At 73.5% G+C, this 24,401-nt stretch carries 20 protein-coding genes; 11 read left to right on the top strand and 9 right to left on the bottom strand.

Annotated features, from left to right (window positions below):
- Window positions 1-171 precede the first annotated feature (171 nt).
- Window positions 172-1,209: a class II fructose-bisphosphatase gene (glpX, locus tag HNR68_RS26030; protein ID WP_179724343.1), complete on the bottom strand. Its 1,038-nt coding sequence runs from the start codon at window positions 1,207-1,209 to the stop codon at window positions 172-174.
- Between the two features lie 177 nt (window positions 1,210-1,386).
- Between glpX and HNR68_RS26025 the strand changes: the two genes are divergently transcribed.
- A complete protein-coding gene (locus tag HNR68_RS26025; RefSeq protein ID WP_179724342.1) occupies window positions 1,387-1,971 on the top strand; it encodes a DUF4245 domain-containing protein in 585 nt (194 codons plus the stop codon).
- A 72-nt stretch (window positions 1,972-2,043) separates the two neighbouring features.
- Here HNR68_RS26025 and HNR68_RS26020 read toward each other — a convergent pair whose 3' ends face one another.
- The 4 genes from HNR68_RS26020 to HNR68_RS26005 are packed head-to-tail and all read right to left on the bottom strand — an operon-like array spanning window position 2,044 to window position 4,460.
- Window positions 2,044-2,298, bottom strand: a complete 255-nt coding sequence (locus HNR68_RS26020) for an exodeoxyribonuclease VII small subunit (protein WP_179724341.1) — start codon at window positions 2,296-2,298, stop codon at window positions 2,044-2,046.
- The gene (locus HNR68_RS26015; RefSeq protein WP_179724340.1) at window positions 2,295-2,702 is read right to left on the bottom strand and encodes a hypothetical protein; all 408 of its coding nucleotides are present in this window, start codon (window positions 2,700-2,702) and stop codon (window positions 2,295-2,297) included. The genes HNR68_RS26020 and HNR68_RS26015 overlap by 4 nt, the downstream gene beginning before the upstream one ends.
- 14 nt (window positions 2,703-2,716) lie before the next feature.
- Entirely contained in the window at window positions 2,717-3,943 is a 1,227-nt protein-coding gene (xseA, locus tag HNR68_RS26010; RefSeq protein ID WP_179725505.1) for an exodeoxyribonuclease VII large subunit, read from the bottom strand.
- A 49-nt stretch (window positions 3,944-3,992) separates the two neighbouring features.
- Window positions 3,993-4,460 (bottom strand): lipid droplet-associated protein, encoded by a 468-nt coding sequence (locus HNR68_RS26005; protein ID WP_179724339.1) that lies wholly within the window; start codon window positions 4,458-4,460, stop codon window positions 3,993-3,995.
- 149 nt (window positions 4,461-4,609) lie between these two features.
- Here HNR68_RS26005 and HNR68_RS26000 point away from each other — a divergent pair, with 149 nt between their 5' ends.
- Window positions 4,610-5,629, top strand: coding sequence for a 4-hydroxy-3-methylbut-2-enyl diphosphate reductase (locus HNR68_RS26000; RefSeq protein WP_179724338.1), 1,020 nt, complete (start codon window positions 4,610-4,612; stop codon window positions 5,627-5,629).
- A 73-nt stretch (window positions 5,630-5,702) separates the two neighbouring features.
- Here HNR68_RS26000 and HNR68_RS25995 read toward each other — a convergent pair whose 3' ends face one another.
- Complete coding sequence (locus HNR68_RS25995; protein WP_179724337.1) at window positions 5,703-6,485, bottom strand: DUF6542 domain-containing protein; 783 nt, start codon at window positions 6,483-6,485, stop codon at window positions 5,703-5,705.
- 330 nt (window positions 6,486-6,815) lie between these two features.
- On the opposite strand from HNR68_RS25995, the gene HNR68_RS25990 reads away from it, so the two are divergent.
- The 4 genes from HNR68_RS25990 (at window position 6,816) to HNR68_RS25975 (ending at window position 13,222) form a co-directional block, all read left to right on the top strand.
- Window positions 6,816-8,417, top strand: a complete 1,602-nt coding sequence (locus HNR68_RS25990; RefSeq protein ID WP_179724336.1) for a sugar ABC transporter ATP-binding protein — start codon at window positions 6,816-6,818, stop codon at window positions 8,415-8,417.
- Window positions 8,414-9,445: an ABC transporter permease subunit gene (locus HNR68_RS25985; protein ID WP_179724335.1), complete on the top strand. Its 1,032-nt coding sequence runs from the start codon at window positions 8,414-8,416 to the stop codon at window positions 9,443-9,445. Before HNR68_RS25990 ends, HNR68_RS25985 begins: the two co-directional genes overlap by 4 nt.
- Before the next feature lie 22 nt (window positions 9,446-9,467).
- Window positions 9,468-10,472 (top strand): substrate-binding domain-containing protein, encoded by a 1,005-nt coding sequence (locus tag HNR68_RS25980; RefSeq protein ID WP_179724334.1) that lies wholly within the window; start codon window positions 9,468-9,470, stop codon window positions 10,470-10,472.
- A 494-nt stretch (window positions 10,473-10,966) separates the two neighbouring features.
- Window positions 10,967-13,222: a glycoside hydrolase family 172 protein gene (locus HNR68_RS25975; protein WP_343050413.1), complete on the top strand. Its 2,256-nt coding sequence runs from the start codon at window positions 10,967-10,969 to the stop codon at window positions 13,220-13,222.
- A gap of 45 nt (window positions 13,223-13,267) precedes the next feature.
- Here HNR68_RS25975 and HNR68_RS25970 read toward each other — a convergent pair whose 3' ends face one another.
- Window positions 13,268-14,269: a substrate-binding domain-containing protein gene (locus tag HNR68_RS25970; RefSeq protein WP_179724332.1), complete on the bottom strand. Its 1,002-nt coding sequence runs from the start codon at window positions 14,267-14,269 to the stop codon at window positions 13,268-13,270.
- A gap of 224 nt (window positions 14,270-14,493) precedes the next feature.
- On the opposite strand from HNR68_RS25970, the gene HNR68_RS25965 reads away from it, so the two are divergent.
- The 3 genes from HNR68_RS25965 to HNR68_RS25955 all read left to right on the top strand — a co-directional run bounded on the left by HNR68_RS25965 (window position 14,494) and on the right by HNR68_RS25955 (window position 18,618).
- Window positions 14,494-15,909, top strand: a complete 1,416-nt coding sequence (locus HNR68_RS25965; protein WP_179724331.1) for an L-fucose/L-arabinose isomerase family protein — start codon at window positions 14,494-14,496, stop codon at window positions 15,907-15,909.
- Window positions 15,910-16,098: 189 nt separating this feature from the next.
- On the top strand, window positions 16,099-17,598 hold the full coding sequence (locus HNR68_RS25960) for an FGGY family carbohydrate kinase (protein ID WP_179724330.1): 1,500 nt from the start codon (window positions 16,099-16,101) through the stop codon (window positions 17,596-17,598).
- Window positions 17,599-17,679: 81 nt separating this feature from the next.
- Window positions 17,680-18,618 carry an alpha/beta hydrolase gene (locus HNR68_RS25955; RefSeq protein WP_179724329.1) on the top strand — a complete coding sequence of 313 codons (939 nt, stop codon included), beginning with the start codon at window positions 17,680-17,682 and terminating at the stop codon, window positions 18,616-18,618.
- Window positions 18,619-18,624: 6 nt separating this feature from the next.
- On the opposite strand, the gene HNR68_RS25950 is transcribed toward HNR68_RS25955, so the two are convergent.
- Complete coding sequence (locus HNR68_RS25950) at window positions 18,625-19,521, bottom strand: DNA recombination protein RmuC (protein ID WP_246331415.1); 897 nt, start codon at window positions 19,519-19,521, stop codon at window positions 18,625-18,627.
- Window positions 19,522-19,751: 230 nt separating this feature from the next.
- Here HNR68_RS25950 and HNR68_RS25945 point away from each other — a divergent pair, with 230 nt between their 5' ends.
- Both HNR68_RS25945 and HNR68_RS25940 read left to right on the top strand, forming a co-directional pair.
- Window positions 19,752-20,936 (top strand): exonuclease SbcCD subunit D, encoded by a 1,185-nt coding sequence (locus HNR68_RS25945; RefSeq protein ID WP_179724327.1) that lies wholly within the window; start codon window positions 19,752-19,754, stop codon window positions 20,934-20,936.
- Entirely contained in the window at window positions 20,933-23,884 is a 2,952-nt protein-coding gene (locus tag HNR68_RS25940; RefSeq protein WP_179724326.1) for an AAA family ATPase, read from the top strand. Before HNR68_RS25945 ends, HNR68_RS25940 begins: the two co-directional genes overlap by 4 nt.
- Window position 23,885: 1 nt before the next feature.
- On the opposite strand, the gene HNR68_RS25935 is transcribed toward HNR68_RS25940, so the two are convergent.
- A complete protein-coding gene (locus HNR68_RS25935) occupies window positions 23,886-24,383 on the bottom strand; it encodes a methylated-DNA--[protein]-cysteine S-methyltransferase (RefSeq protein ID WP_179724325.1) in 498 nt (165 codons plus the stop codon).
- Window positions 24,384-24,401 lie beyond the last annotated feature (18 nt).

Here is a 24,401-nt window from a genome sequence, read left to right as displayed (position 1 = left end):
AGAGGAGTCGCTCTCTCGACGTACCAACGAAGGGAGGAGATCAAGAACGGGAAAAGCGGTGACCCGCTGCGAAACAGCAGGTCACCGCTGGAAAAGCAGAACCGCCCCCGTCGCAGTGAGTATTTCCCAGTTTCCCGGATGGACGAACACTGCGTCGGGGATCGGCCTCGCTCAGGGCAGCAGGCCGTGGCGCGCGGAGTCCTCGCCGTAGTCGACGTCCGCGTACTCGCGGAGCTTCGTCAACCGGTGCTGGCCCTCGATGATCCGCACCGTGCCGGACTTCGAGCGCATCACGATGGACTGCGTGGTGCACCGGTTCGCGCGGTAGTGCACGCCCTTGAGCAGCGCGCCGTCGGTGATGCCGGTGGCGCAGAAGAACATGTTGTCGCCGCGCACCAGGTCCGACGTGGTCAGCACCTGGTTCACGTCGTGGCCCTGCTCGCGCAGCTTCGCGCGCTCGGCGTCGTCGCGCGGCCACAACCGGGCCTGGATCTCCCCGTCGAGGCACTTCAGCGCGCACGCGGCGATGATGCCCTCCGGGGTGCCGCCGATGCCCAGCAGCATGTCCACCCCGCTGCCCGGGCGCGCCGCCGCGATCGCGCCGGCCACGTCGCCGTCGGAGATGAACTGGATGCGGGCGCCCGCCTCGCGGACCTCCTTGACGATCTGCTCGTGGCGCGGCCGGTCCAGGATGCACACCGTCACGTCCGAGACGTCGATCTGCTTGGCCTTGGCCACCCGGCGCACGTTCTCCGCGATCGGGGCACTGATGTCGATCACGCCGGCGGCCTCCGGGCCGACGGCCATCTTCTCCATGTAGAACACCGCGGACGGGTCGAACATGGTGCCCCGCTCGGAGACCGCGAGCACCGCCAGCGCGTTCGGCATGCCCTTGCTCAGCAGCGTGGTCCCGTCGATCGGGTCGACGGCCACGTCGCACTCGGGGCCCTCGCCGTTGCCGACCTCCTCGCCGTTGTAGAGCATCGGGGCTTCGTCCTTCTCGCCCTCGCCGATGACCACGACGCCCCGCATCGACACGGTGCCGATGAGCTTGCGCATCGCGTCCACCGCCGCGCCGTCGCCGGCGTTCTTGTCGCCGCGGCCGACCCAGCGCCCGGCCGCCATCGCGGCCGCCTCGGTCACCCGGACCAGTTCCATGGCGAGGTTGCGGTCCGGTGCTTCGCGGTGTCGTCCGTTGCTGGTGCTCATCGCGCCTCCCGGTGGTGAGCGACAGGTGGGTCCACTGCCCGAGTCCGGCGGGTGCGACCCGCGCTCAGGCTCGTTGGCTCCGATCTTCGCAGATCGGGGGCCTGGCCGGAGGTCTCGCGTGGGCCAGCCCACTCCGGTCGCGCCTGCGTGCCGAGCACGGCCGCCGCTGGTGAGAGCATGGGGCTCGTGGCCGAACCCAGCAACCAGCAACCCGCGCCGTCCCGTCCGCCCCGGACCCTGTCGGCGATGGTGTTCGCGATCCTCCCGCTGGTCCTGATCGCCTTCGGGATGGCGGGTCTGCTGGGGCAGTGCTCGTTCAACCCCGGTGGTCCGACGGCGCAGGTGCCGACGGTGGACGTGCCCGCCGAGCTGGACCGTGCCGCCGACCGGGTGGACTTCCCGATCGCCGACCCGCAGCTGCCGCCGGGCTGGCGGGCCAACTCGGTCGCCGTGCTGACGCTGCGCTCGCACGCGGAGGTCGTGCGCATCGGCTACCTCACCGGCGACGGCCGCTACCTGCGCTTCTCGCAGTCCACGGCGGCCGAGGAGGAGCTGGTCACCGCGGACACCCGCCAGGCGCCGCGGGCGCTGGGCACGGTCGAGGCCGGCGGGCGGCAGTGGGTGCGCTACGAGGGCGTGGCGGGCGAGCAGGCCTGGGCGACCGAGCGCGACGGCGTCCGCGTGCTCATCGCGGGCAACGCCGACGAACCCGAGCTCCGCACCCTCGCCGAAGCCGTCCTCCAGGCCCCGACGCGCCCGTGACGCCGCGCCGAGGCGCGGTGAGGACACGCACGCCGAGGACGCGGTGACGTCGCGGTGAGGCCGCGATCCCCGTCACTCCTCCTCGACGGAGGCGAGGGCGCGTTCGACGCGCTCGCGGGCCCCGGCCAGGTGGCGCTCGCACACCGCCGCCAGCGCCTCGCCCCGCTCCCACAGCGCCAGGGAGTCCTCCAGCGACAACCCACCGGCCTCCAGCTGCTTGACCACCTCGGCCAGCTGGTCGCGGGCCTCCTCGTAGCCGAGCTCGGCGACCTCCGGGTGCTCGGCCACCGGGTCGAAGTGCTCGTCCTGCTGTTCGTTGCCGGTCACGGGGTTGGACTCTCCACGTCGTTCTGCACGGACACCACCGCGGTGGCGATCGCCTGGTCGTAGCCGACGAAGGCCTCGGCGAACTCGGCGCCGTCGCCCTCGCGCACCGCGTCGTTGATGCGCAACTGCGCCTCCGCGACCCTACGTCGGTGCGACGACGCCGCCCACCACCCGGCCCCCACGTACCCCGAGGTGGCCTCCACCAGCGCGTGCAGCTGGGACGGCAGCTCCCGGCGCTCGGCGGACTGGCAGCCGCCGAGCAGCGCGGCCCAGCACCCGGCCGCGGTGGCGTCGGCCGCCTCGGCGCGGCGCTGCACCTCGCCGGCCTGCCGCGAACTCGTCGCCGCTGACCTGGCGACGCCGACGGTCAGGGGGAGGAACGAGGGGTCCTGCTGGGGGTGCACGGTCTCCGTCCTGTTCAGCTCGCTCGGTCCGGCACGACCGCGTGGATCGCACCGTCGGCGACCCGCACCCGAAGTCGAGTCCCGGGCGGGGCGTCGTCGACGGACCGGACCACTCCGTCCGCGCCGTCCTCGATGCGCTGCACGATCGCGTATCCACGAGCCAGCGTGGCCGCCGGCCCGAGGGTCGTCAAGCGAGATCGGGTCGCGGTCAGCGCGTGCTGCTCGGTGGTCAGCACCGTCGTCATCGCCCGGCGGGCGCGGTCGCGCAGCACCGCCACCTGCTCGGCCCGCTGCTCCAGCGGTCCGAGCGGGTCGGCCAGCACCGGGCGGCTGCGCAGCGCGTCGAGCAGCCGCCGCTCCCGGTCCACCCACCCGTGCAGGGCGCGGCGGGCGCGGTCGCGCAGCTGGTGGATGCGCTGGGTCTCCTCGGCCACGTCCGGCACCACCCGCTTGCCCGCGCCGGTCGGCGTGGAGCAGCGCACGTCCGCGACGTGGTCGACCAGCGGCGAGTCCGGTTCGTGCCCGATGGCGCTGACCACCGGCGTGCGGCAGGCCGCCACCGCCCGGCACAGCGCTTCGTCGGAGAACGGCAGCAGGTCCTCGACGCTGCCGCCGCCGCGGGCCAGTACGATCACGTCGACCTCGGGCATCCGGTCCAGCTCCGCCAGCGCCTCCAGGACCTGCGGCACCGCGGTCGAGCCCTGCACGGCGACGTTGCGGACCTCGAACTGCACGGCCGGCCAGCGCTGCCGCGCGTTGGTCAGCACGTCGTGCTCGGCGGCGGACGCGCGGCCGGTGATCAGCCCGACCCGGTTCGGCAGGAACGGCAGCGGCCGCTTGCGGGCCGGGTCGAACAGGCCCTCGGCGGCGAGCAGCTTGCGGAGCCGTTCGATGCGCGCCAGCAGCTCACCGATGCCGACCGCGCGGATCTCGTCCACCCGCAGGCTCAGCGTGCCGCGGCCCACGTAGAACGTCGGTCGGCCGTGCACCACGACCCGGCTGCCGTCGGTCAGCGGCGGGTCCATCGCGCGGACCGCGGCGGCCGAGGCGGTCAGCGTCAGCGACACGTCGGCGGACGGGTCGCGCAGCTGCAGGAACGCGGTCGCGGCGCCCGGGCGCAGCGAGATCTGGGTGATCTGGCCCTCCACCCAGACCGAGCCGAGCCGGTTGATCCACTCGGCGATCTTGCGCGCGACGGTGCGTACCGGCCACGGCTCCTCGGGGCTCGTCGGGGAAGTCAGCGGCACTCCTCGGACGTCGTCGGGCGGGCGTGCGCCCCGGTGCTGGTGGTCACTGGCCGCGGAGGCGGTCGAGGCGGTTCTGCAGCATGCGCAGGAACTCCGGGCGCCGCTCGTGCTCCTGCTCGTGGGCGAGCAGCTCGACCAGGTCCTCCTCGGTGAACGAGCGGAGCCGGCCGCGCAGCTGGGGCAGGGTGAGCGTCTGGTACTCGGCGACCACCGAGCTCGGCGCCGCCGGCTCGGCCACCGGCTCCACGGGGTCGTCGTCGGAGTCCGGCAAGTCCTCGTCGAAGGTCGCCCAGGCGGGCTGCTCCTCCGGGGTGCGCAGCACGGCGAGCGCCTCGTCGCCCTTGATCGCCAGCTCGGTGATCTGCTGCTGGACCCGCATCGACGCCTGCAGGGCCTGGCTGGCCACGGTGACCGGCAGGCCGAGCAGCGTCGTCGGCAGTCGGCGGGCCTGTTCGACAGCGGTGGCCGCCAACCCGGCGGCGACTCGGACCGGCAGCGGGAACGATGACATGAGCCCAGCCTGCCGCACTTCACCCCGCGAAGCCATCACCTCACCGCACTACTGTGATCAGCCCCGCGCCGAGCGGCCCACCGTGATCTGCGTCGGCTGCGGCGGGCGCGAGGCTGAACGCCGCGGAGGCGGTCCGTACCCTGGGTGGCATGACGACCTCGCCCGAGGCCACGGACCTCGTTGACCAGGACGCCGGGCGGACCAAGCGAGTCCTGCTCGCCAAGCCGCGTGGGTACTGCGCAGGTGTCGACCGCGCGGTGGTCACCGTCGAGAAAGCCCTCGAGACCTACGGCGCACCGATCTACGTGCGCAAGGAGATCGTGCACAACCGCCACGTCGTGGACACGCTGTCCGAGCGCGGCGTGATCTTCGTGGACGAGACCGACGAGGTGCCCGAGGGCGCGATCGTGGTGTTCTCCGCGCACGGCGTGTCCCCGGCGGTGCACGAGGAGGCGGCCAAGCGCAACCTGCGCACCATCGACGCGACCTGCCCGCTGGTGACCAAGGTGCACAAGGAGGTCCACCGGTTCGCCCGCGAGGACTACGACATCCTGCTGATCGGCCACGAGGGCCACGAGGAGGTCGAGGGCACCTCCGGTGAGGCGCCCGAGCGCGTCCAGCTGGTCGACAAGCCCGAGGACGTCGACAAGGTCCAGGTGCGCGACCCCAGCAAGGTGGTGTGGCTGTCGCAGACCACGCTCAGCGTGGACGAGACGATGGAGCGGGTGGAGCAGCTCAAGGAGCGGTTCCCGGAGCTGCAGGCGCCGCCGAGCGACGACATCTGCTACGCCACCTCCAACCGCCAGCAGGCGGTGAAGGCGATGGCGCCGGAGTGCGACCTGGTGATCGTGGTCGGCTCGCAGAACTCCTCGAACTCGAAGCGCCTGGTGGAGGTGGCCCTGCAGGCCGGGGCCTCCGACGCGCACCTGGTGGACTACGCCTCGCAGATCGACGACGCGTGGCTGGACGGTGTCTCCACCGTCGGCGTCACCAGCGGCGCCTCGGTGCCGGACGTGCTGGTCATGCAGGTGCTGGACCACCTGGCCGAGCGCGGCTGGGACCAGGTGGACGAGGTCACCACGGCCAACGAGAAGGTCACCTTCGCGCTGCCGCGCGAGCTGCGCAAGGACCTGGACAGCAACCCGGACAAGCCCCAGGGCGTGCGCTGACCCGACCGGGGGCGTGAGCCCGCACGACGCGAGAGCGACCGGCACCCGCGCTGGGTGCCGGTCGTGCTGTTGCTCAGCCGAAGTCGCGGCGCGGCCGTCGCGGCCGCCGGGGCGGTTCGCCCTGCGGCGGCTCGGCCTGCCGCGGTCGTCCCGGCACCTGCCGCGGGCCGGTGCCCCGCCGCGGCGGCACGGCACGCTCCGGCCGGCCCTCCGCGCCCCGCGGCCGTCCCGCCTCGCCCCGCCGGGGCGCGTCGGCGCGTCGCGGCGCCTCCTCCCGGCGCGCCCGCCCCGGCGCCTGCGCGCGCCCGCGCTCGGGGCGCCCCCGGTCGCCGCGCTCGCGCGTGGGCCGCTCGCCCCGGGCCGGACGCCCCTCGCGGCGCTCCCCACGCTCGTCAGGCCGCTTGCGGTCCCCGGAACCGCGGGACGGGGTGGGGCGGCGGCGCTTCTTGGTGGCCGCGTCGCTGTCGGCGACCTCGGGCCGGTGGTCGGCCTTCTCGGTAACGAACATCCGGACGAGCCCGATTCCCAGGGCGACGACCGTCGCGCCGGCCATGATCGGGAAGCTGCTGATCAGCGGCCGGGCGACCGACAGCGCCTTGCCGGTCGCGCCCGCCCCAGCGGCCGCACCGGACCCGGTGATCAGCACGAGCAGCGGCATGACGACGACCAGGACCAGCGGGGGTTGGACCATAGGGCCGAACACGTTCCGCCGCTTCGCCATCAGCACTGCCAGCACGCAGCCGACGAAGAAGCACGACTTGAACAGGACGTCGGGCTGGTTCCAGATCAGGATGTCCAGCACGGTGCCGATCGCAGTGGGCACTGCGGCCAGCAGCACGGCAACCCAAAGCGGCACTCCTGCCGAGCGGAAGGCCGAGCGCGCCGACCAGGGCGGCGCGCCGTTGCCGGGGGTTGAGGCGCTCTGGCTGTCGCGGATCGCGGTCACGGGTCACAACGGTAACGGTCCAGTACCTCGGCCCGAGAGCCCTCTTGGGCAACTCGCGCTCCGTTCCGCGCCGCGTTCCGGGTGGTTGCGGTCGGTGGTGTCCGGATTGTGATGTTCACGCCGCCGAGCGGCGACCCCTCGCTTGGCCGGGGGTGTGAACCTTGACACAGCTGTCGTGAGCGTTCTAGCGTCCGAGCAATCGTTTTCTCACGTTCCGCGAAACGGCGCGACGGGGGGCCTATGAGCACGGCGCCACCGCTGGTCGAGATGACCGGCATCACCAAGCGCTACGGGGGCGTGCTGGCGTGCGACGGCGTGGACCTGTCGGTCCGGGCCGGGGAGGTGCACGCGCTGCTGGGGGAGAACGGCGCGGGCAAGAGCACCTTGATGAAGGTGCTGTCCGGCGACGTCACCGACCACTCCGGCACGATCGCGATCGAGGGCCGGCCGGTGCAGTTCAGCAAGCCCGCGGACGCCCAGCAGGCCGGGGTGGCGATGATCCACCAGGAGCTCGACCTGGTCCCGGGGCTCAGCGTCGCGGAGAACCTGCACCTCGGGCGCGAGCCGCGCACCAGGTTCGGCGTGGTCGACCGGCGGAAGATGGCCGAGCGCACCCGAGAGCTGCTGCGCCGCACCGGCATCGAGCTGGACCCGCAGCGCCCGGTCGGTGAGCTGCGCGTCGGCGAGCAGCAGCTGGTGACCATCGCCCGCGCGCTGCTGCTGGACGCGAAGGTGCTGATCATGGACGAGCCGACCTCGGCGCTGTCCAGCACCGAGGTGGAGCGGCTGTTCGCGGTGATCGCCGAACTGCGCCGCGCGGGCACCGGGATCGTCTACATCTCGCACCGCATGGACGAGATCGGCCGGGTGGCCGACCGGGCCACCGTGCTGCGCAACGGACGCAAGGTCGCCGAGTTCGACGCCCGGGAGATGACCGCCGAGCAGGCCGCCGAGGCGATGGTGGGCCGGTCGGTGCAGACGATGTTCCGCTCCGGGCGCCGGGAGGTCGGCGAGGTCCTGCTGGAGGTGTCGGGCTTCGCGGTGCGCCCGCGGCGGCCGCGGGTGGGCCGCCGGGAGCCCGCGGGGATCGACCTGACCGTGCGGCGCGGGGAGATCGTCGGGCTCTGCGGACTGCTCGGCTCGGGTCGCACCGAACTGCTCGAATCGCTGTTCGGGGCGGGGTCCTCCGGCACGTGGGAGGGGGAGGTGACCCTCGACGGGCGCCCGGTGCGGCCGCGGGGTCCGCGCCGTGCGCTGCGCGAGGGCATCGCCTTCGTGCCGGAGGACCGCAGGGCGTCCGGACTGGTCCTGGAGCACTCGGTGCTGGCCAACACGGTGCTGTCGGTGCTGGACCGGCTGGGGCCGGTCGGACTGGTCCGCCGCCGCAAGGAGGTGGCCGCCACCGAGCGCAGCGTGCAGCAGCTCAAGGTCAAGCTCGGCCGCGTCCTCGACCCGGTCGGCACCCTGTCGGGCGGCAACCAGCAGAAGGTCGTCTTCAGCCGGATGCTGCTGACCGAGCCCCGGCTGCTGCTGCTCGACGACCCCACCCGCGGCGTGGACATCGGCGCGAAGGCGGAGATCTACCAGCTGCTCGACGAGATCGCCAGGCGCGGCATCGGGGTCCTGCTGGCGTCCTCGGAGCTGCCGGAGCTGGTCGGCGTGTGCGACCGGGTGGTGGTGCTGCGCGGTGGGCGCAGCGTCGCGGAGTTCGACACCGCGGAGGTCGGCGAGGCGGACCTGCTGGCCGCCGCGATGGGCGAGCGGGCCGGCGCCGGTGACGGTGACGGGGCCGAGCCGGCGGTTGGCAGCGAACCGCAGAGCACCGGGGGAGGAGCCAGGTGAGCAACCAGACGGCGGAACGGCCCGCGGCGGCCGCACCGGAGAAGCGGTCCAGCAGGGCGGAGACGCTGTTCCGCTTCCAGAGCTTCTTCGGGCTGGTCGTGGTGTTCGTCGCGGCGGTGGTCTTCTCGCCGCGCGGGGACGAGGGCGAGATCCTCTTCCTGACCAGCGACAACCTGTTCAACATCGTGCGCGCGGTGTCCGAGATCGGGATCATCGCGGTCGGCCTGACCTTCGTGATCCTCATCGGCGGCATCGACCTGTCGGTGGGGTCGGTGCTCGGGTTGGCCGCGGTGGGCTCGGCCGTGCTCATGGTGGAGGACGGCCTCGGCGTGTGGGCCACCGTCGCGCTCGTGCTGGTGGCGGGCATCGTGTTCGGCCTGCTCCAGGGGGCGGCGGTCGCGCTGCTGGGGGTGCAGGCGTTCATCGTCACGCTGGCCGGGCTGCAGATCGCGCGCGGGCTGGCGCGCATGTGGTCCGGCGGCGAGACCGTGCAGATCTCCTACGGTGACGGCCCGGGACAGGCCCCGGTGCTGTTCTCGCTGCTCGGCGAGCGCACGTTCGGCGGTGTGGTGCCGATCCCGGTGCTCGTCTTCGCCGTGGTCGCGGTGGCCGCGATCCTGTTCCTGCGCAGCAGCGCGTACTCCCGGCACCTGTACGCCATCGGCGGCAACGAGAAGGCCGCGCGGCTCTCCGGCGTGCCGGTGAACCGGGTCAAGGTCATCGCGTTCGGCATCGCCGGCTTCTGCGCCGCGCTGGCCGGCATCGTGCACGCCGGGCAGCTCAACGCGGGCAGCCCGAACGACGGCATCGCCTACGAACTGGACGGCATCGCCGCGGTGGTCGTCGGCGGCACCAGCCTCGCCGGTGGCCGCGGCTCGGTCATCGGCACCATCGCCGGCGCCCTGCTGCTCGGCATCCTCAACAACATCCTGAGCCTCAACAGCGTCAACACCGATCTGCAACTGCTCATCAAAGGTCTGGTGATCGTCGCGGCGGCGGCGCTGCAGCGTCTGCGCCCCACGTCGTGAACCAACTCCGGGAGGAAGCACGATGCGCAAGACAATGAGGTCGTTGCTCGCAGCTACGTGCGCCGCGGTCGCGCTCGCCGCCGCCGGGTGCGGCACCACCAGCGAGAACAGCGGGCAGGTGCAGCAGCAGGACCCCACCGCCCACTGCGAGGGACCCGAGGGCAAGTACACCATCGGGATGAGCCAGGCCAACCTCGCCGAGCCGTACCGGGTGCGGATGGACGAGGACATCCGCAAGGCCGCTGAGCAGGTGCCGCAGTTCGAGGTGCAGTTCTCCGACGCCGCCAAGGACAACTCCAAGCAGATCAGCGACGTGGAGAACTTCATCACCAAGCAGGTCGACCTGCTGATGATCTCGCCGAACGAGGCCGCGCCGCTGACCGACGTGGTGCGCAAGGCCTACAACAAGGGCATCCCGGTCATCGTGCTGGACCGCAAGGTCGAGGGTGATGCCTACACGACCTACATCGGCGCGGACAACGTGCAGATCGGGCGCCAGGCCGGCGAGTACTTCAAGAACACGCTGCTGCCGCAGGGCGGCAAGATCGTGCAGATCAAGGGCCTCTCCGGCTCGACCCCGGCGGCGGAGCGCGAGAAGGGCTTCATGGAGGGCATCGCCGGTTCCGGGATCGAGGTCGTGGCCACCGCGGACGGTGAGTGGGAGCGCTCGGTCGGCCAGGAGAAGATGGACGCGCTGCTCAAGGCGCACCCCGACATCCAGGCGGTGTACGCGCAGAACGACCCGATGGCCGAGGGTGCGTACCTGGCGGCCCAGGCGGCCGGGCGCCACGACCTGAAGTTCGTCGGCATCGACGGGCTGCCGATCCCCTCGGGCGGCATCAAGGCCGTCGAGGAGGGGCGCCTGCAGGCCACGAACCTGTACCCGACCGGTGGCAAGGAGGCCGTCGAGGCGGCCAAGAAGCTGCTGATCGACTGCCAGCCGGTGCCGAAGACGCAGACCCTGCAGACCGAGTTGGTCACCCAGGAGAACGCGGCCGAGGTCTACGCCCGGCTGAACGGGAGCTGATCGTCAGGCTCACCCGGTCCGGTCACCGAGCGCGGTGACCGGACCGCCCTCGCACCCGGCCTTCCGGGTGACGCGCGGCGACGCACGCCGTCCGATGTGGATTTCCGCGGTGCCGGACCACCCCCCGGTGGTCCGGCATTCCTGCTGGTACCGGGCAATACACCTGGTTGGTGGTTGTCCGGCGTGATCGCGCCCGGTGACCATCAGGTCGAGTGAATTCGGGTTGCGGATTCACCGACACCGCTCGATTCGTTGGCACGGCTGAGATCTCCTTCCCTACGCTGTCGCGCAACCGCGCGAGTGATCTCCTGCTGTGACACCGAGCGGGAGATCGATCCAGTGGCCGCGCACGATCAATCGGAACCAGCAGCACCACAGTCCACTGCGGACGGTGGGGCGTGGGGAGGGCGAGCACCATGAGAGTCCGCTCAGCAACACCGCGGTCGAGCGCGGGACCCCGTGCCCGCCGGCTCGGCGCCTACCTGGGAGTCGCAGTGCTCGCGGCGGCCGCCGTGGTCGCCGGCGCCGGCGTCGGGTTCGGCTCCGGTCGCGCGCCGGGGCAGGTCCAGGCCGCCACCAAGGGGCCGGTCGGCTGGGACACCTTCCGCGACCTGAGCGCGATGTCGCGGTCCCGCGGCGCCGAGCAGTCGTTGCAGTTCTCCAGCTACGACCGCACCGGCGGCAACAACGACGGCTTCGAGGGCACCTACTCCTGCCTGCGCACCAGCGAGCGCGGCTGCGTCATCGCCGAGCACGAGGGTCCCGGTGAGATCACCTCGATCTGGAGCACCCGCGAGCCCCTCGGTGACGTCTCCGCGACCGGCAACATCGTGGTCGAGCTGGACGGCCGGACCGTGCTGGACGCCCCGTTCATCGACGTCGTCACCGGCAAGCTCGGTGCGCCGTTCGCGTGGCCGCTGGTCGGCGACGCCAACGACACCGCGGGCGGCGTGGTCATCAAGGTGCCGATGCCCTACCGCGAGTCGATGCGGGTCACCGTGGAGAACAACCCGTACTTCTACCACCTGTCCTACCGGGTCTTCCCCGACGCGGACGGGGTGCGGACCTTCGACCCGAACGACCCCGCCACGGACGTGCTGGAGAAGCTGCGCGCGTTCGGCGTGGCCGACCCCAAGGGCGGCCCGAGCGGCGTGCCGGTGCGCCGCGACTTCGACCTGGCCCCCGGCGCCGCCACCACGGTCGCCGAGCTGTCCGGACCGGCCCAGGTCAACCAGCTGCGCGTGAAGCTGCCGCAGGTGGTGGCGGCGCCGCAGGTGGTCGACGACGGCCGCGCGTTCGGCGCGGGCGGCGGCAGCCGGTTCACCATGCGGGTGCACCCGGACAACCAGGGCATCCGGGTGATCCGCCGGTACGACCCGCAGATCGCCGACCAGGTCGGCAGCCTGCACGTCAACGGCCGGCAGGTCGGCGAGTGGCGCAGCGGGGCCGCGACCCCCGGGCTGTGGGGCGTGCAGGTCATCGACGTGCCCGCGGAGGTGACCGCCGGCCGGTCCACGGTGGAGGTGGAGAACCGCTTCCTCTCCTCCTCGCTGGACTTCAACGAGTTCCGCTACGACGTGCACAGCCTGGTCGGCGGCGAGTGGGTCCGCACCGACGTGCTCGACCTCGGGCCGGGGCACCCCGGTGAGGAGTCCGCGCACGGCTACCGCATCGACAACCCGGTCTTCGCCCGCGAGAAGCTGATCGGGCGCTACCCGCACAGCCCGGAGGACGTGGCCGCCTCCGACGCGGTGCTGGACGGGGTGCGGCTGCGCATCACCTTCGACGGGCAGACCACGGTCGACGCGCCGCTCGGCGAGTTCTTCGGCACCGGCCTCGGCGAGTACGACGTGCGCAGCCTGATGAGCTCGGTCGACCCGGGGCTGGACGGCTGGTACACGTCCTGGTGGCCGATGCCGTTCCGCGAGGGCGCCACGGTCGAGCTGGTCAACACCAGCGGCGTGCCGGTGGTCGGGGCGACCGCCGAGGTGACCAGCGCACCGGCCGACCTGCCGCCCGGCACCGGCTACTTCCACGCCACCCACCACCGCGGGAACACGGTGCCCGGCCAGGACTGGAACTTCCTGACCACCGGCGGCTCCGGCACCTTCTACGGCGTCACGCACAGCATGCGCGGGCTGATCCCGCCGGGCGCCCAGACGCGCACCGCCCAGCCGCAGTCCGACCTGGAGTCGCACGTGCTCGAGGTGAACCAGCGCAACTACCTGGAGGGCGACGAGCGGTTCTACGTGGACGGCTCCCGCGAGCCGGCGTGGCACGGGACCGGCACCGAGGACTTCTACGAGTCCGGCTGGTACTTCCGGTTCGGCACCACCTACTCGATGCCGATGGCGGGCAACCCGTCGCACGAGATCGGCGGGGACGGCTGCCGGTACGACTGCACGGGCGGGTACCGCCTGCTCCTCAACGACGCGGTGCCGTTCCGCCACCACCTGGTGGCCGGCATCGAGCACGGGCCGGGCAACGACGAGCCCGGGGACTACGGCTCGACGGCCTACTGGTACGGCGGGAACGTCTCCGGCAGCCTGCTGCCCCTGCCGCCGCTGCCGTCCCAGCCGTCGAGCGTCCCGGCACCGACCCCGTCGGTGACGCCGCCGACCTCCTCGGCGGTCCCGACCCGGCCCTCGCGGCCGACGACGACGGCCCCGCACACCACGGGCCAGGACGACGGGGACTTCCTCGACCTCGGGCACGTGGTGGAGGACGTCCTCGGCGCGGACGACGACTGACGGGCCGAGCGCGACGGGCCGCCCCGGGGTGGGTGGCCCGTCGCTTCAGGCCTGCTGCCGGGTGCTGCTGGCGCGGGCGACCAGGTGCGCGGAGAGGGTCTTCGTGGTCGCCTCCGCGCGCTCGCCGCTGATCCGGCCGAGCAGCAGCTGGGCCGCGACCGCGCCGACGTCGTAGGCGGGCTGGGCGACCACGGTCAGCGGCGGGTCGAGCAGGGTCGCCCAGGGCGCGTCGTCGAAGGCCACCACGCCGACGTCCCGGCCGGGGCGCAGGCCGAGCTCGGCGCAGGTCTCCAGCACCCCGACCGCCATCATGTTGTTCGCGACCAGCACCGCGTCCGGGCGGTCCGGCGCGGTCAGCAGCGAGTGCGCCGCCTGCTTCGCCCCGGCCGCCTTGAACTCGGACCGCCGCACCAGCTCCTCGCTCACCGGCAACCCGGTCGCCTCGACGCCGTCGCGGTAGCCCGCGAGGCGGTCGTCGGCGGTGCGCACGCCGCTCGGGCCGGTGAGGCAGCCGACCCGCCGGTACCCCTGGTCGGCGAAGTGCTGGACGGCTTCGGCGGCCGCCAGCCGGCTGTCCACGAGCACGGTGTCGCTCGTGGTGTTCGGCAGCGGGCGGTCCACCGCCACGACCGGGGTGGCGTGCCGGTCGAGCAGCTCGACGCTCTCGCTGTCGCCGGTGGGGGAGAGCAGCACCCCGGCGACGCGCTCCTGGAGGGCGACGTCGATGTACTCGCGCTCCTTCTCCGGCTCGTCGTCGGAGTTGCACAGCACCACCGAGTACCCCGCCGCGTGCGCCACGTCCTCCACGCCGCGGGCGATCGCGGTGAAGAACGGGTTCTCCACGTCCGCGATGATCAGGGCCAGCACCGCGGTCTCCTGCTTGCGCAGGTTGCGGGCCGGTCCGTTGGGCCGGTAGCCGAGCTCGGCGGCCGCGGCGAACACCCGAGCGGCCAGCGCGGGGTCGACCGTGCTCTTGCCGTTGAGCGCACGGGAGACCGTCGCGGTGGACACCCCGGCGCGGGTCGCCACATCACTGATCGTCGCCACGGTTCCTCCTCGTGCCCTCTTCCCGAGTGATGGCGCGCTGCCCGCCTTGACAGCCCGTGTCCTGCCAGAATAGCGTCCGAGAAAACGATTGCTCGCCGGTCTTGTCGGTATTCGGACGTCGTCCCGTCGGGCACCCCCGCGAGGGGCCCGCCGGGTGGTGCCGGCGGCGCCTCCTCGTCGCCGGTCCCGCGCAGTCAACGCCGCCTGCTCACTTGGAGGGAACCGTGGCCCGCATCGGTGTCGTCACCATCTCCGACGGTCGTGATCACGTCCACGCCCGCAACGCCGACTTCATCCGGTCCAAACAGGACGGTCTGGTTCGGACGCTGCGCGCGGCCGGGCACGAAGTGGTGGTCGGCGAGAAGCTGGTGGCCACCAACGCGCTGGCCACCTCGGTGGCCCGCAAGGTCGCCGCGGCCGATGTGGACGTGACCGTCTTCTACTACACGGTCTGGGCCTTCCCGCACTTCACGATGCTCGCCGCGGACGCCACCCGGAGCCCGTTGGTGCTGGTGGCCAGCACCGACCCGACCGAGCCGGGGCTGGTCGGCATGCTCGCGGCCGGTGGCGCGCTGGACCAGATCGGCCGGAAGCACACCCGGGCGTGGGGCGCGCCGGACGACGCCGAGCTGGCCGAGCAGATCGGCGTGCAGGCCACGGCGGCGGCCGCGGTGAAGTCGCTGCACGGGTCGACCTTCGGCCGGTTCGGCGGGCGGCCGATGGGCATGAACACCGCGGTGGCCAACACCGACGAGTGGATGCGCAAGTTCGGCATCGACGTCGAGGAGATCGACCAGTACGAGCTGGTGCTGCGCGCGGAGAAGGCCGACCAGGCGGAGGCGCGCAAGGCCCGCGAGTGGATCGAGCAGCACGCCGCCGGGGTGCACTACGACGGCACGAAGCTCACCCCGGAACTGCTGGAGCGGCAGCTGCGCTCCTACCTGGCGGTGCGGGACATCATCGCCGAGCGGAACCTGGACTTCTCCGGGATCAAGGCGCAGCCGGAGCTGACCGAGAACTTCGCGACGATGGACGTCACCGAGGCGTTCCTCAACGACCCCTACGACTGGAACGGCCCGAAGGAGCCGCACGTCTGCGCCACCGAGGCGGACATGGACGGCGCGCTGACCATGCAGCTGTTCAAGGCGGTCTCCGGCACGCCGGTGCTGTTCGCCGACGTGCGCCACTACCACGCCGACCGCGACATCTGGGACCTGTGCAACTCGGGCCAGCACGCCACCTGGTACGCCGCGCGCAGCGACGACCCGGCGGAGAACCTGTCCAAGGTCAACTTCTACCCGGAGGTGTTCTTCTTCCCGGCCGGTGGCGCGTCGGTGCAGCACATCGCGGCGCCGGGGCAGATGACGCTGGGCCGGTTGACCCGCGAGGACGGCGAGTACCGGCTGCAGCTGATGCTGGGCGAGTTCGAGAGCTACGACGACGAGACCAACAAGGCGCTGGTCGACCAGTCGACGCCGGAGTGGCCGCACGCCTTCGCCCGGCTGGACGCGCCGGGTGAGCTGTTCCTGTCCAAGTTCGGCGCCAACCACATCCACGCGATCCCGGGGGACCACCGCCCGGCGCTGCGCGCCGTGGCCGAGCAGCTCGGCGTGCGCCTCGACGAGTGGACCAGGGGCTGACACGACGCCTGCGAGCGGTTTTGATGGACGTCGCGGACCTCCGGCGTGTCGGGCCCCGACGCGCCGGGTCCCGCGCACAACACGCGGTCCCCAGGGAAACCGGACCCCTGGTTCCCACCGGGATCGCGGACCGCACTGCCGCGGGGTGCGGTGGGGACCGAGCAGTCGAGCTGTGGAGGAGCGGGTCAGGTGGCCGAGAAGGTGTTGCTCGGGATCGACATCGGCACGGCTAGTTCGAAGGGGGTCCTGGTCGGCACCGACGGGCGGGTCCTGGCCCGGGCGAGCCGCCAGCACGAGACGTCCTACCCGCACCCGGGCTGGGTCGAGCACGACCCCGAAGCGGTGTGGTGGGACGACTTCCTGACGCTGGCGCGGGAACTCGTCCCGGCCGCCGACGGCCGGGAGATCGCCGGCCTGGGGGTCAGCGGCATCGGCCCGGTGCTGCTGCCCGCGGACGGTGACGGCAAGCCGCTGCGCCCGGCGATCCTCTACGGCGTCGACACCCGCGCGACCGAGGAGATCGCCGAGCTGACCGAGGAGCTCGGCGCCGACGAGATCCTCCGCCGGGGCGGTTCCGCGCTGTCCAGCCAGGCGGTGGGGCCGAAGGTCCGGTGGCTGGCCAAGCACGAGCCGGACGTCTACCGGCGCACCGAGATGCTGCTGATGTGCAGCTCGTACCTGGTGCACCGGCTCACCGGCCGCTACGTGCTCGACCACCACTCGGCCAGCCAGTGCGACCCGCTCTACGACCTGCAGTCCCGCACCTGGTCGGCGGACTGGGCGCAGCGCGTGGCGCCGGACCTGCCGCTGCCGGAGCTGGCCTGGCCCACCGAGGTCGTCGGGCACGTCACCGCGCAGGCCGCGGCCGAGACCGGCCTGCCGGAGGGGCTCCCGGTCACCGCGGGCACCGTGGACGCCTGGGCCGAGGCCACCAGCGTGGGCGTGCGCCAGCCCGGCGACACGATGCTCATGTACGGCACCACGATGTTCTTCGTCCAGGTGCTCGACGAGGTGCGACCGCACCCGGCGCTGTGGGGCACCTGCGGCGCGTTCCCCGACACCTACACGCTCGCCGCGGGCATGGCGACCTCCGGCGCGGTCACCCAGTGGCTGCGGAACCTGGTCGACGGCGAGTACGCCGACCTGGTCGAGCAGGCCTCCGCGGTGCCGGCGGGCAGCCGCGGCCTCCTGCTGCTGCCGTACTTCGCGGGGGAACGGACGCCGATCTTCGACCCGGACGCGCGTGGCTTCCTGGCCGGGCTGACCCTGGAGCACGGGCGCGCCGAGCTGTACCGGGCGGCGCTGGAGGGCATCGGCTACGGGGTCCGGCACAACCTGGAGGCGATGGGCGAGGCCGGCGGCACGGCCGGGCGGCTGGTCGCGGTCGGCGGCGGCACCCAGGGCGGGTTGTGGACGCAGATCGTCTCCGACATCACCGGGCAGGAGCAGCAGCTGCCGGGCGAGACCATCGGCGCGGCCTACGGTGACGCGCTGCTCGCCGGGGTGGGCACCGGCACCGCGGTCGACCCGGACAGCTGGAACCCGGTGGTGCGCACCGTTCGGCCGAACCCGGAGCACACGGAGCGTTACAACGCCTTCTACCGGCACTACCGGGACCTCTACGACTCCACGGTCCGGATCGCACACTTCCTGGCAGGTGAGCAGCGCGCCGCCGACGAGCGCGGCTGAAACCGCGGTGGGCGGACACCTGATCTTGTTAAGCTCATGCACCCGAGTGAGCGTTGACGAGATCGGGGAGGCTCGGGGCGGATGTCAGTCACGCGGCGTGTTCTCGCGGCCTGCGTCGCCCTGACGGCCCTGGTCGCCGCGGGCTGCTCGCGCGTGTCGGACGCCGACGAAGCCCCGCAGGTCGAGACGGCGGAGCGCGACCTCGGCGCGGCCCAGGTGGTGCGCGACCAGGTCTACGCCGAGCACGACACCGGCGCCCTGGAGCTGGACCTGTTCCTGCCCGCCCCGCAGCCGGACCCGGTCCCGCTGGTGGTCTACGTGCACGGCGGCGGCTGGGACGCCGGGGTGCGCACCCTCGACGCGGACCTCGGCGCCCTCGAGGCGCTGACCGCGGAGCGGCTGCTGGACCGTGGCTACGCGGTGGCCACCGTGGACTACCGGTTGAGCGGGGTGGCGCGGGCACCGGCGCAGGTCATCGACGTCGCCGACGCGGTGCGCTGGTTGCAGCAGCACGGCGGGCAGTGGGGGCTGGACGCGAACCGGGTCGCGCTCTGGGGTGCCTCGGCCGGCGGGCACCTGGTGTCGCAGCTCGGCGCGGTGGCCGGTGACCCGAGCAAGCCGGGCGGCGGGCTGACCGGGATCCGCGCGGTGGTGAGCTGGTTCGGCCCGACGGACATGACCGCCGAGGCGCAGCGCGCGCACCCGCACATGCAGGAGTACGCGCGCCGGGTGGTCGGCCAGCTGCTCGGCTGCATGCCGGTGGACTGCCCGGAACAGGCCGAGGCGAACAGCCCGGTCCGCAACCTCTCCGGCGACGAGCCGCCGTTCTTGATCCAGCAGGGCACCGCGGACTCGCTGGTGCCGCTGGAGCAGCCCCTCGACTTCGCGGCGGAGCTGCGGCGGCTCGGCGTGACCGTGGAGATGCACCCCTACGAGGGGCTGGACCACGGCTTCGGTCGCGGCCCGCACGCCGCGCTCATCGTCGACACCGTCGCGGCCTTCGTGGAGACCCACGTCTGACCGGGCTCACTCCGCCGGCGGCGTCCCGTTGACCAGCGCATCCTCGGTGCGGCGCACCGCCTCGACGCTGCCGGAGCCGGCCGCTTCCGCCAGCGGCTGCACCGCGCTGCGGAAGGACTCCAGCGCGTCGAGCTCGCGGCGGCGGGCGGAGACGAAGCGCTGCAGGTGGGTGCTGGAGAGGTTCACCGCCTCCACCGCGCTGTTCGCGGCCCGCTGGGCGCGGACCGCCTGGGCGCGCACCTGCTCGATGTCCTCGGCGATGGTGCGCTCCGTCGCGGCGAACACCGCCGCCGAGGCCAGCACCGCGAAACCCGTTGGCCCGCACAGGAAGACCCGCTTGTCCAGCAGCCAGCCCAGCAGCTGCGGGTCGGTGTCCAGGGCGGCGACCACCGCCGCGTCCGACGGCACGAACATGATCGTTCCGTAGATCGCGTCGGCCCACTTCTGGTAGCCCTTGCCCGCGAGCTCGGTGGCGCGGGAGCGGATGTTGCGCACGTGGACCCGCAGCGCGTCGCGGCGTTCCTCGGGGTCGTCGGTCTCCACCGCCTCGGCCCACACCGCCAGGCTCGCCTTCGCGTCGACCGGGACCTGCCGGCCGCCGCCGACCAGGAGCACCATGTCCGGTCGCGCCGCGCCCCCGCCGGCGAGGTCGGTCTGCAGGGTGAAGTGGACGCCCTCGCGCAGCCCCAGCGACCGCGCCGTCTCGACCAGCACCTGCTCGCCGAGCTCGCCGCGGCCGGTGATGGACGCGAACGCCACCTCGTACCGGCGCAGCGCCGCCTGCTGCTCGGCGCTGCGGGCGCGCTCGGCCTCGACCATGCGCAGCGCCTCGTCGGCGCGGCGCGCGCTGTCGGTGTACAGCCGCCAGATCAGCGCCAGCGCCGCCGCGAACAACAGCGCCATCACGACGACGACGGTGATCAGGACGCCAGTACCCACACGAGCTCCGTCCGGTAGTAGCCGCTGCGATCCCATGATGGCGGCTCCGGCCGACAAGATCACGCACCACCGCGCGAGCCGTCCGTGACCTCTGGTGATCGCGCGATCACGCGACGGGACGCACGTGCCCGACACGCCGACGCGATGTGGGGGGGTGGGCCGGGATCCGGGCGGGCGTCGATAACTTGAGGCCCATGCGGGTACTGCACACCTCCGACTGGCACGTGGGGCGGACGTTCCACGGGCGCGACCTGCTCGGGGACCAGGAGGCCGTGCTGAGCGGGCTGGCCGACCTGGTCGTCGACGAGCGGGTCGACGTCGTCGTGGTCGCCGGCGACCTCTACGACCGCGCCGTGCCGTCGGGGGAGGCGGTGCAGACCTGCGTGCGGGTGCTGGCGCGGATCCGCGAGGCGGGCGCCCAGCTCGTGGTGACCTCCGGCAACCACGACTCGGCCGCGCGGGTGGGCGCGTTCGCAGAGTTCGCCGCGGCCGGTGGCCTGCACCTGCGCACCCAGGTGGCCACGCTGCACGTGCCGGTGGAGCTCACCGACGAGCACGGACCGGTCGCCGTCTACGGCATCCCGTACCTGGAGCCGGACCCGGCGCGGCGCGCGCTGCAGGACTGCCCGGACGTGCCGGGCGCCAGCGCCGAGATCGGGTCCCGCGGGCACACCGCGGTGCTCACCGAAGCGATGAACCGGGTGCGCGCCGACCTCGCGGCCCGGCCCGCCGGCACGCGGTCGGTGGTGCTGGCGCACGCCTTCGTCACCGGGGGCGACAGCAGCGACTCGGAGCGCACCATCGCCGTCGGCGGCGTGGAGCAGGTGCCGGGCTCGGTCTTCGACGGCGTGGACTACGTCGCGCTCGGGCACCTGCACGGTCCGCAGCGGCTCGCCGAGCACCTGCGGTACTCCGGGAGCCCGCTGCCGTACTCGTTCTCCGAGGCGTCGCACCGCAAGTCGGTGTGGCTGGTGGACCTCGACGCCGACGGCCTCGCCAGGGTCGAGCGCCGGGAACTGCCGGTGCCGCGCCGCTTGGCCACCGTGCAGGGCGAGCTGGAGGAGCTGCTCGCCGCGCCCGAGCACGCCGACCTGGAGGACTGCTACCTGTCGGTGACGCTGACCGACGAGGTCCGCCCGCTGGAGCCGATGCGCCGGCTCCAGCAGCGGTTCCCGCACGCGGTGCACCTGGAGTGGAAGCCGGCCAGCGGCCGCGCCACCGCCCCGCTGCGCTACGCCGAGATCGTGCGCGGCCGCGACGACCGCGCGCTGGCCGAGCAGTTCGTGGCGGACTGCCGCGGCTCGGCCCCCACCGAGTCCGAGCGCGCGCTGCTCGGCGAGGCGCTGCGCGCGGTCGCGGCCGCGGAGGGCACGCGATGAGACTGCACAGCCTGGAAGTCACCGCCTTCGGTCCGTACCGGGACCGCCAGGTCGTCGACTTCGACCGGCTCGGCGCCGACGGCCTGTTCCTGCTGCACGGCGACACCGGCGCGGGCAAGACGACGCTGCTGGACGCGGTCGCCTTCGCCCTCTACGGCTCGGTGCCGGGCGCGCGCGGCCAGGTCAAGCGGCTCCGCTGCGACACCGCCGCGCCCGACGTGCCGACCACGGTGGTGCTGGAGCTGACGATCCAGGGCCAGCGCCTGCGGCTGGAGCGCAGCCCCGAGTACGAGCGGCCGAAGAAGCGGGGCGAGGGCTTCACCACGCAACCCGCGAAGGCCTCGCTGACCTGGGTGGACGGTGCGCCGACCGAGCACCCGCCGGAAGGGCTGACCCGCATCGACGAGGTCGGCCGCACGGTGCAGCGGCTGCTCGGCATGACCGTGGACCAGTTCTTCCAGGTGGTCATGCTGCCGCAGGGCGAGTTCGCGCGGTTCCTGCGGGCGGACACCGCCGAGCGGGAGCAGCTGCTGGAGAAGCTGTTCGGCACCCAGCGGTTCGGCGAGGTCGAGCGCTGGTTCGTGGAGCGCCGCCGGGAGCGCGGCCGTGAGGTCGAGGCGCAGAGCCAGCACGTGCGCGAACTGCTCGCGCGCGTCTCGCAGGTCTCCGGTGCCGCCCGCGAGTCCGATGTGGACGACCAGAGCTGGCTGGAGGACGTGGAGAAGAACGCGCTGCGCGACCTGGAGGCCGCGCGCGCCGAGCAGTCCCGGCTGCGCCGCGAGCGGGAGGCGGCGGACGCGGCGCTGGCCGAGCGCCGCGAGCTGGCGGACAAGGTGCGCCGGGTCCGCGACGCGCACGCCACGCTCGCCGAGATCGCCGAGCGGCAGGCCGAGCACGACGCGTGGCGCGCGGAGCGGGACGCGGCGCACCGCGCGGTCCCGGTCCTGGCGGCCAACCGGGCGGTGCTGCGGGCCGAGCAGGAGTGCGAGCGGACCAGCGCCGAGGTCGCGGCCGCCGCGCAGCGGTGCGGACTGGACGCGGCGACACCGGTGGCCGAGCTGCGGTCCCTGGCCGGGGCGGAGCGCGAGGCAGCCGGCGCCCTCGCGCACCTGGTCCCCGAGGCGCAGCAGCAGGAGACCGACCAGCGGCGGGTCGCCGAGCTGGCCGAGCGGATCGCGCGCGACGAGCAGCGCGAAGCCGAGCTGCGGCAGCAGCAGGAGGCCCTGCCGGAGCGCATCACGGCCGCCCGGCAGCAGGTCGACGACGCCAAGCACGCGGAGGCCCGGCTGGAGGGCGTGCAGGCCCGGGAGGCCGAGGTCGCCGCACTGCTGGACACCGCGCGCGCCCTGCCCGCCGCGCAGCAGGCCCTCACCACGGCGACCGCGGAGGCGCAGCGGGCGGTCGACGCCCACCAGCGGGCCCGCGACGTGCTCCAGGACCTGCGGGCCCGGCGGCTCGCCGGCATGGCCGCCGAACTCGCGACCCGGCTGCAGACCGGCGAGCCCTGCCCGGTGTGCGGCTCCGCCGAGCACCCCGCACCGGCCGAGGCGGTCGAGGAGCTGGTGCGTGCCGAGGACGAGGAGGAGGCCCAGCGCGCGGAGCAGCGCGCCCACGCGGTGCGCGAGGAGGCCGCGGTGGCCGCGCAGCGGGCGCAGCAGGAGGTCGACGGCCTGCGGGAGCGCCTCGGCGACCGGACCGAGGACGGGCTCGCCGCCGAGCTGGCGGAGCTGCGCGCCGAGCGCGAGGCGCTGCGCAGCGCGGCCGAGCAGCTGCCGCAGCGCACCGCGCAGCTGGCGGAGCTCGAGGCCTCCACGGAGCGCTTGGCCGACCAGCTGACCCGGCTGCGCACCGACCTCGCGGCCGCGCGGAGCGAGCACGCCGCGCTGGTGTCCGCGGTGCAGGAGCGGGAGGCGCGGTTGCGCGAGGGCCGCGGCGAGTTCCCCAGCATCGAGGAGCGTCGCGCCCACCTGCTCGACACCGCGGCGCGGATCGAGGAGCTCGTCGCCGCCCGGACCGCCCGCGACGACGCCGAACGCCGCCTGGCCGAGCACCGGGAGGCGCTCACCGAGGCCGCCACCACCGCGGGGTTCGACAGCCCGGCCGCCGCGCTGGCCGCCGAGCGGAGCGAGGAGCGGATCGCCGAGCTCACCGAGGCCCTGGCCGAGGTCGAGGAGCGTGCCGCGGGTGCCCGCGCCGCGCTGGCCGGCCCGGAGCTCGCCGGCATCGACCCGTCCACCGAGGTCGGTCTGGAGCAGGCCACCGAGGCGGCCACCGTCGCCCGGGAAGCCGCGGAGCGCGCGACCGCGCTGGCGCACCGCGCCGAGCAGCGGCAGCGCGACATCGCCGAGCTCGGCGAGCGCCTGCGCCAGGCGTGGGCGGAGCTCGGCCCGGCGCTGGCCGAGCACGCCGAGCTGGAGGCCCTGGCGGACGTGGTCAACGGGCGCGGCCAGAACGCGCGGAGGATGTCGCTGCGCTCCTACGTGCTGGCCGCGCGGCTGGAGGAGGTGGCCGTCGCGGCGACGCGGCGGTTGCAGCGGATGAGCGGCGGCCGCTACTCCTTCGTGCACTCCGACGCGGCCGGGGCGCGCGGGACCCGGGGCGGGCTCGGGCTCGACGTGCTCGACGACTACTCCGGCAAGGTCCGCCCGGCCAAGACGTTGTCCGGCGGCGAGTCGTTCCTGGCCTCGTTGTCGCTCGCGCTCGGCCTCGCCGACGTGGTGGCCGGCGAGACCGGTGGGGCGCTGCTGGACACGCTGTTCATCGACGAGGGCTTCGGCACCCTCGACGCGGACACCCTGGACCTGGTGATGGACACCCTCGACGAGCTCCGGGCCGGGGGCCGCGTGGTCGGCCTGGTCTCGCACGTCGAGGAGATGCGCCAGCGCATCGGCGTCCGCCTCCGGGTCCGCAAGTCCCGCGACGGCTCCACCCTCGAGCTGCAGACCTGACTCAGGCCGCGGCGGCCTCGTGGTCGAGCAGCCAGCGCTTGACCGGCAGGCCCCAGCGGAAGCCGCCGAGCGTGCCGTCGCTGCGCAACACCCGGTGGCACGGGACGAACAGCGCCGCCGCGTTGCGGGAGCAGGCCGCGGCGGCGGCGCGGACCGCCTGCGGGCGACCGGCGAGCGCGGCGTACTCGGTGTAGGTCACCGGCTCCCCGGGCGGGACCTTGCGCAGCACGTCCCAGGCGTGCTCCCGGAACGGGCCGGAGACCTGGTGCACCGGCACCCCGTCCACGGCGTGCAGGTCGCCGTCGTGGTAAGCGCGGACCGCCCGCGTCACCGGGCCGAGGTCGGTCGCCTCGACCGGGTCCGCGGTGCGCAGTTCCGGGGCGATCAGCGGCAGCAGTTCGTCCAGCCGCGCGGTCCAGCCGGAGGCGAGCACGGCACCAGCGGTGTCCACCACCGCCGTGAACGGCCCGACAGCCGTGTCCACAGTAGACCACTTCATCGCGGTTGCCTCTCTTCG

It is taken from the genome of Saccharopolyspora hordei, assembly GCF_013410345.1.
GTDB lineage: Bacteria > Actinomycetota > Actinomycetes > Mycobacteriales > Pseudonocardiaceae > Saccharopolyspora > Saccharopolyspora hordei.
Note: the sequence above shows the minus strand (reverse complement) of the source record. Positions and strands in the feature narration are given on the sequence as shown.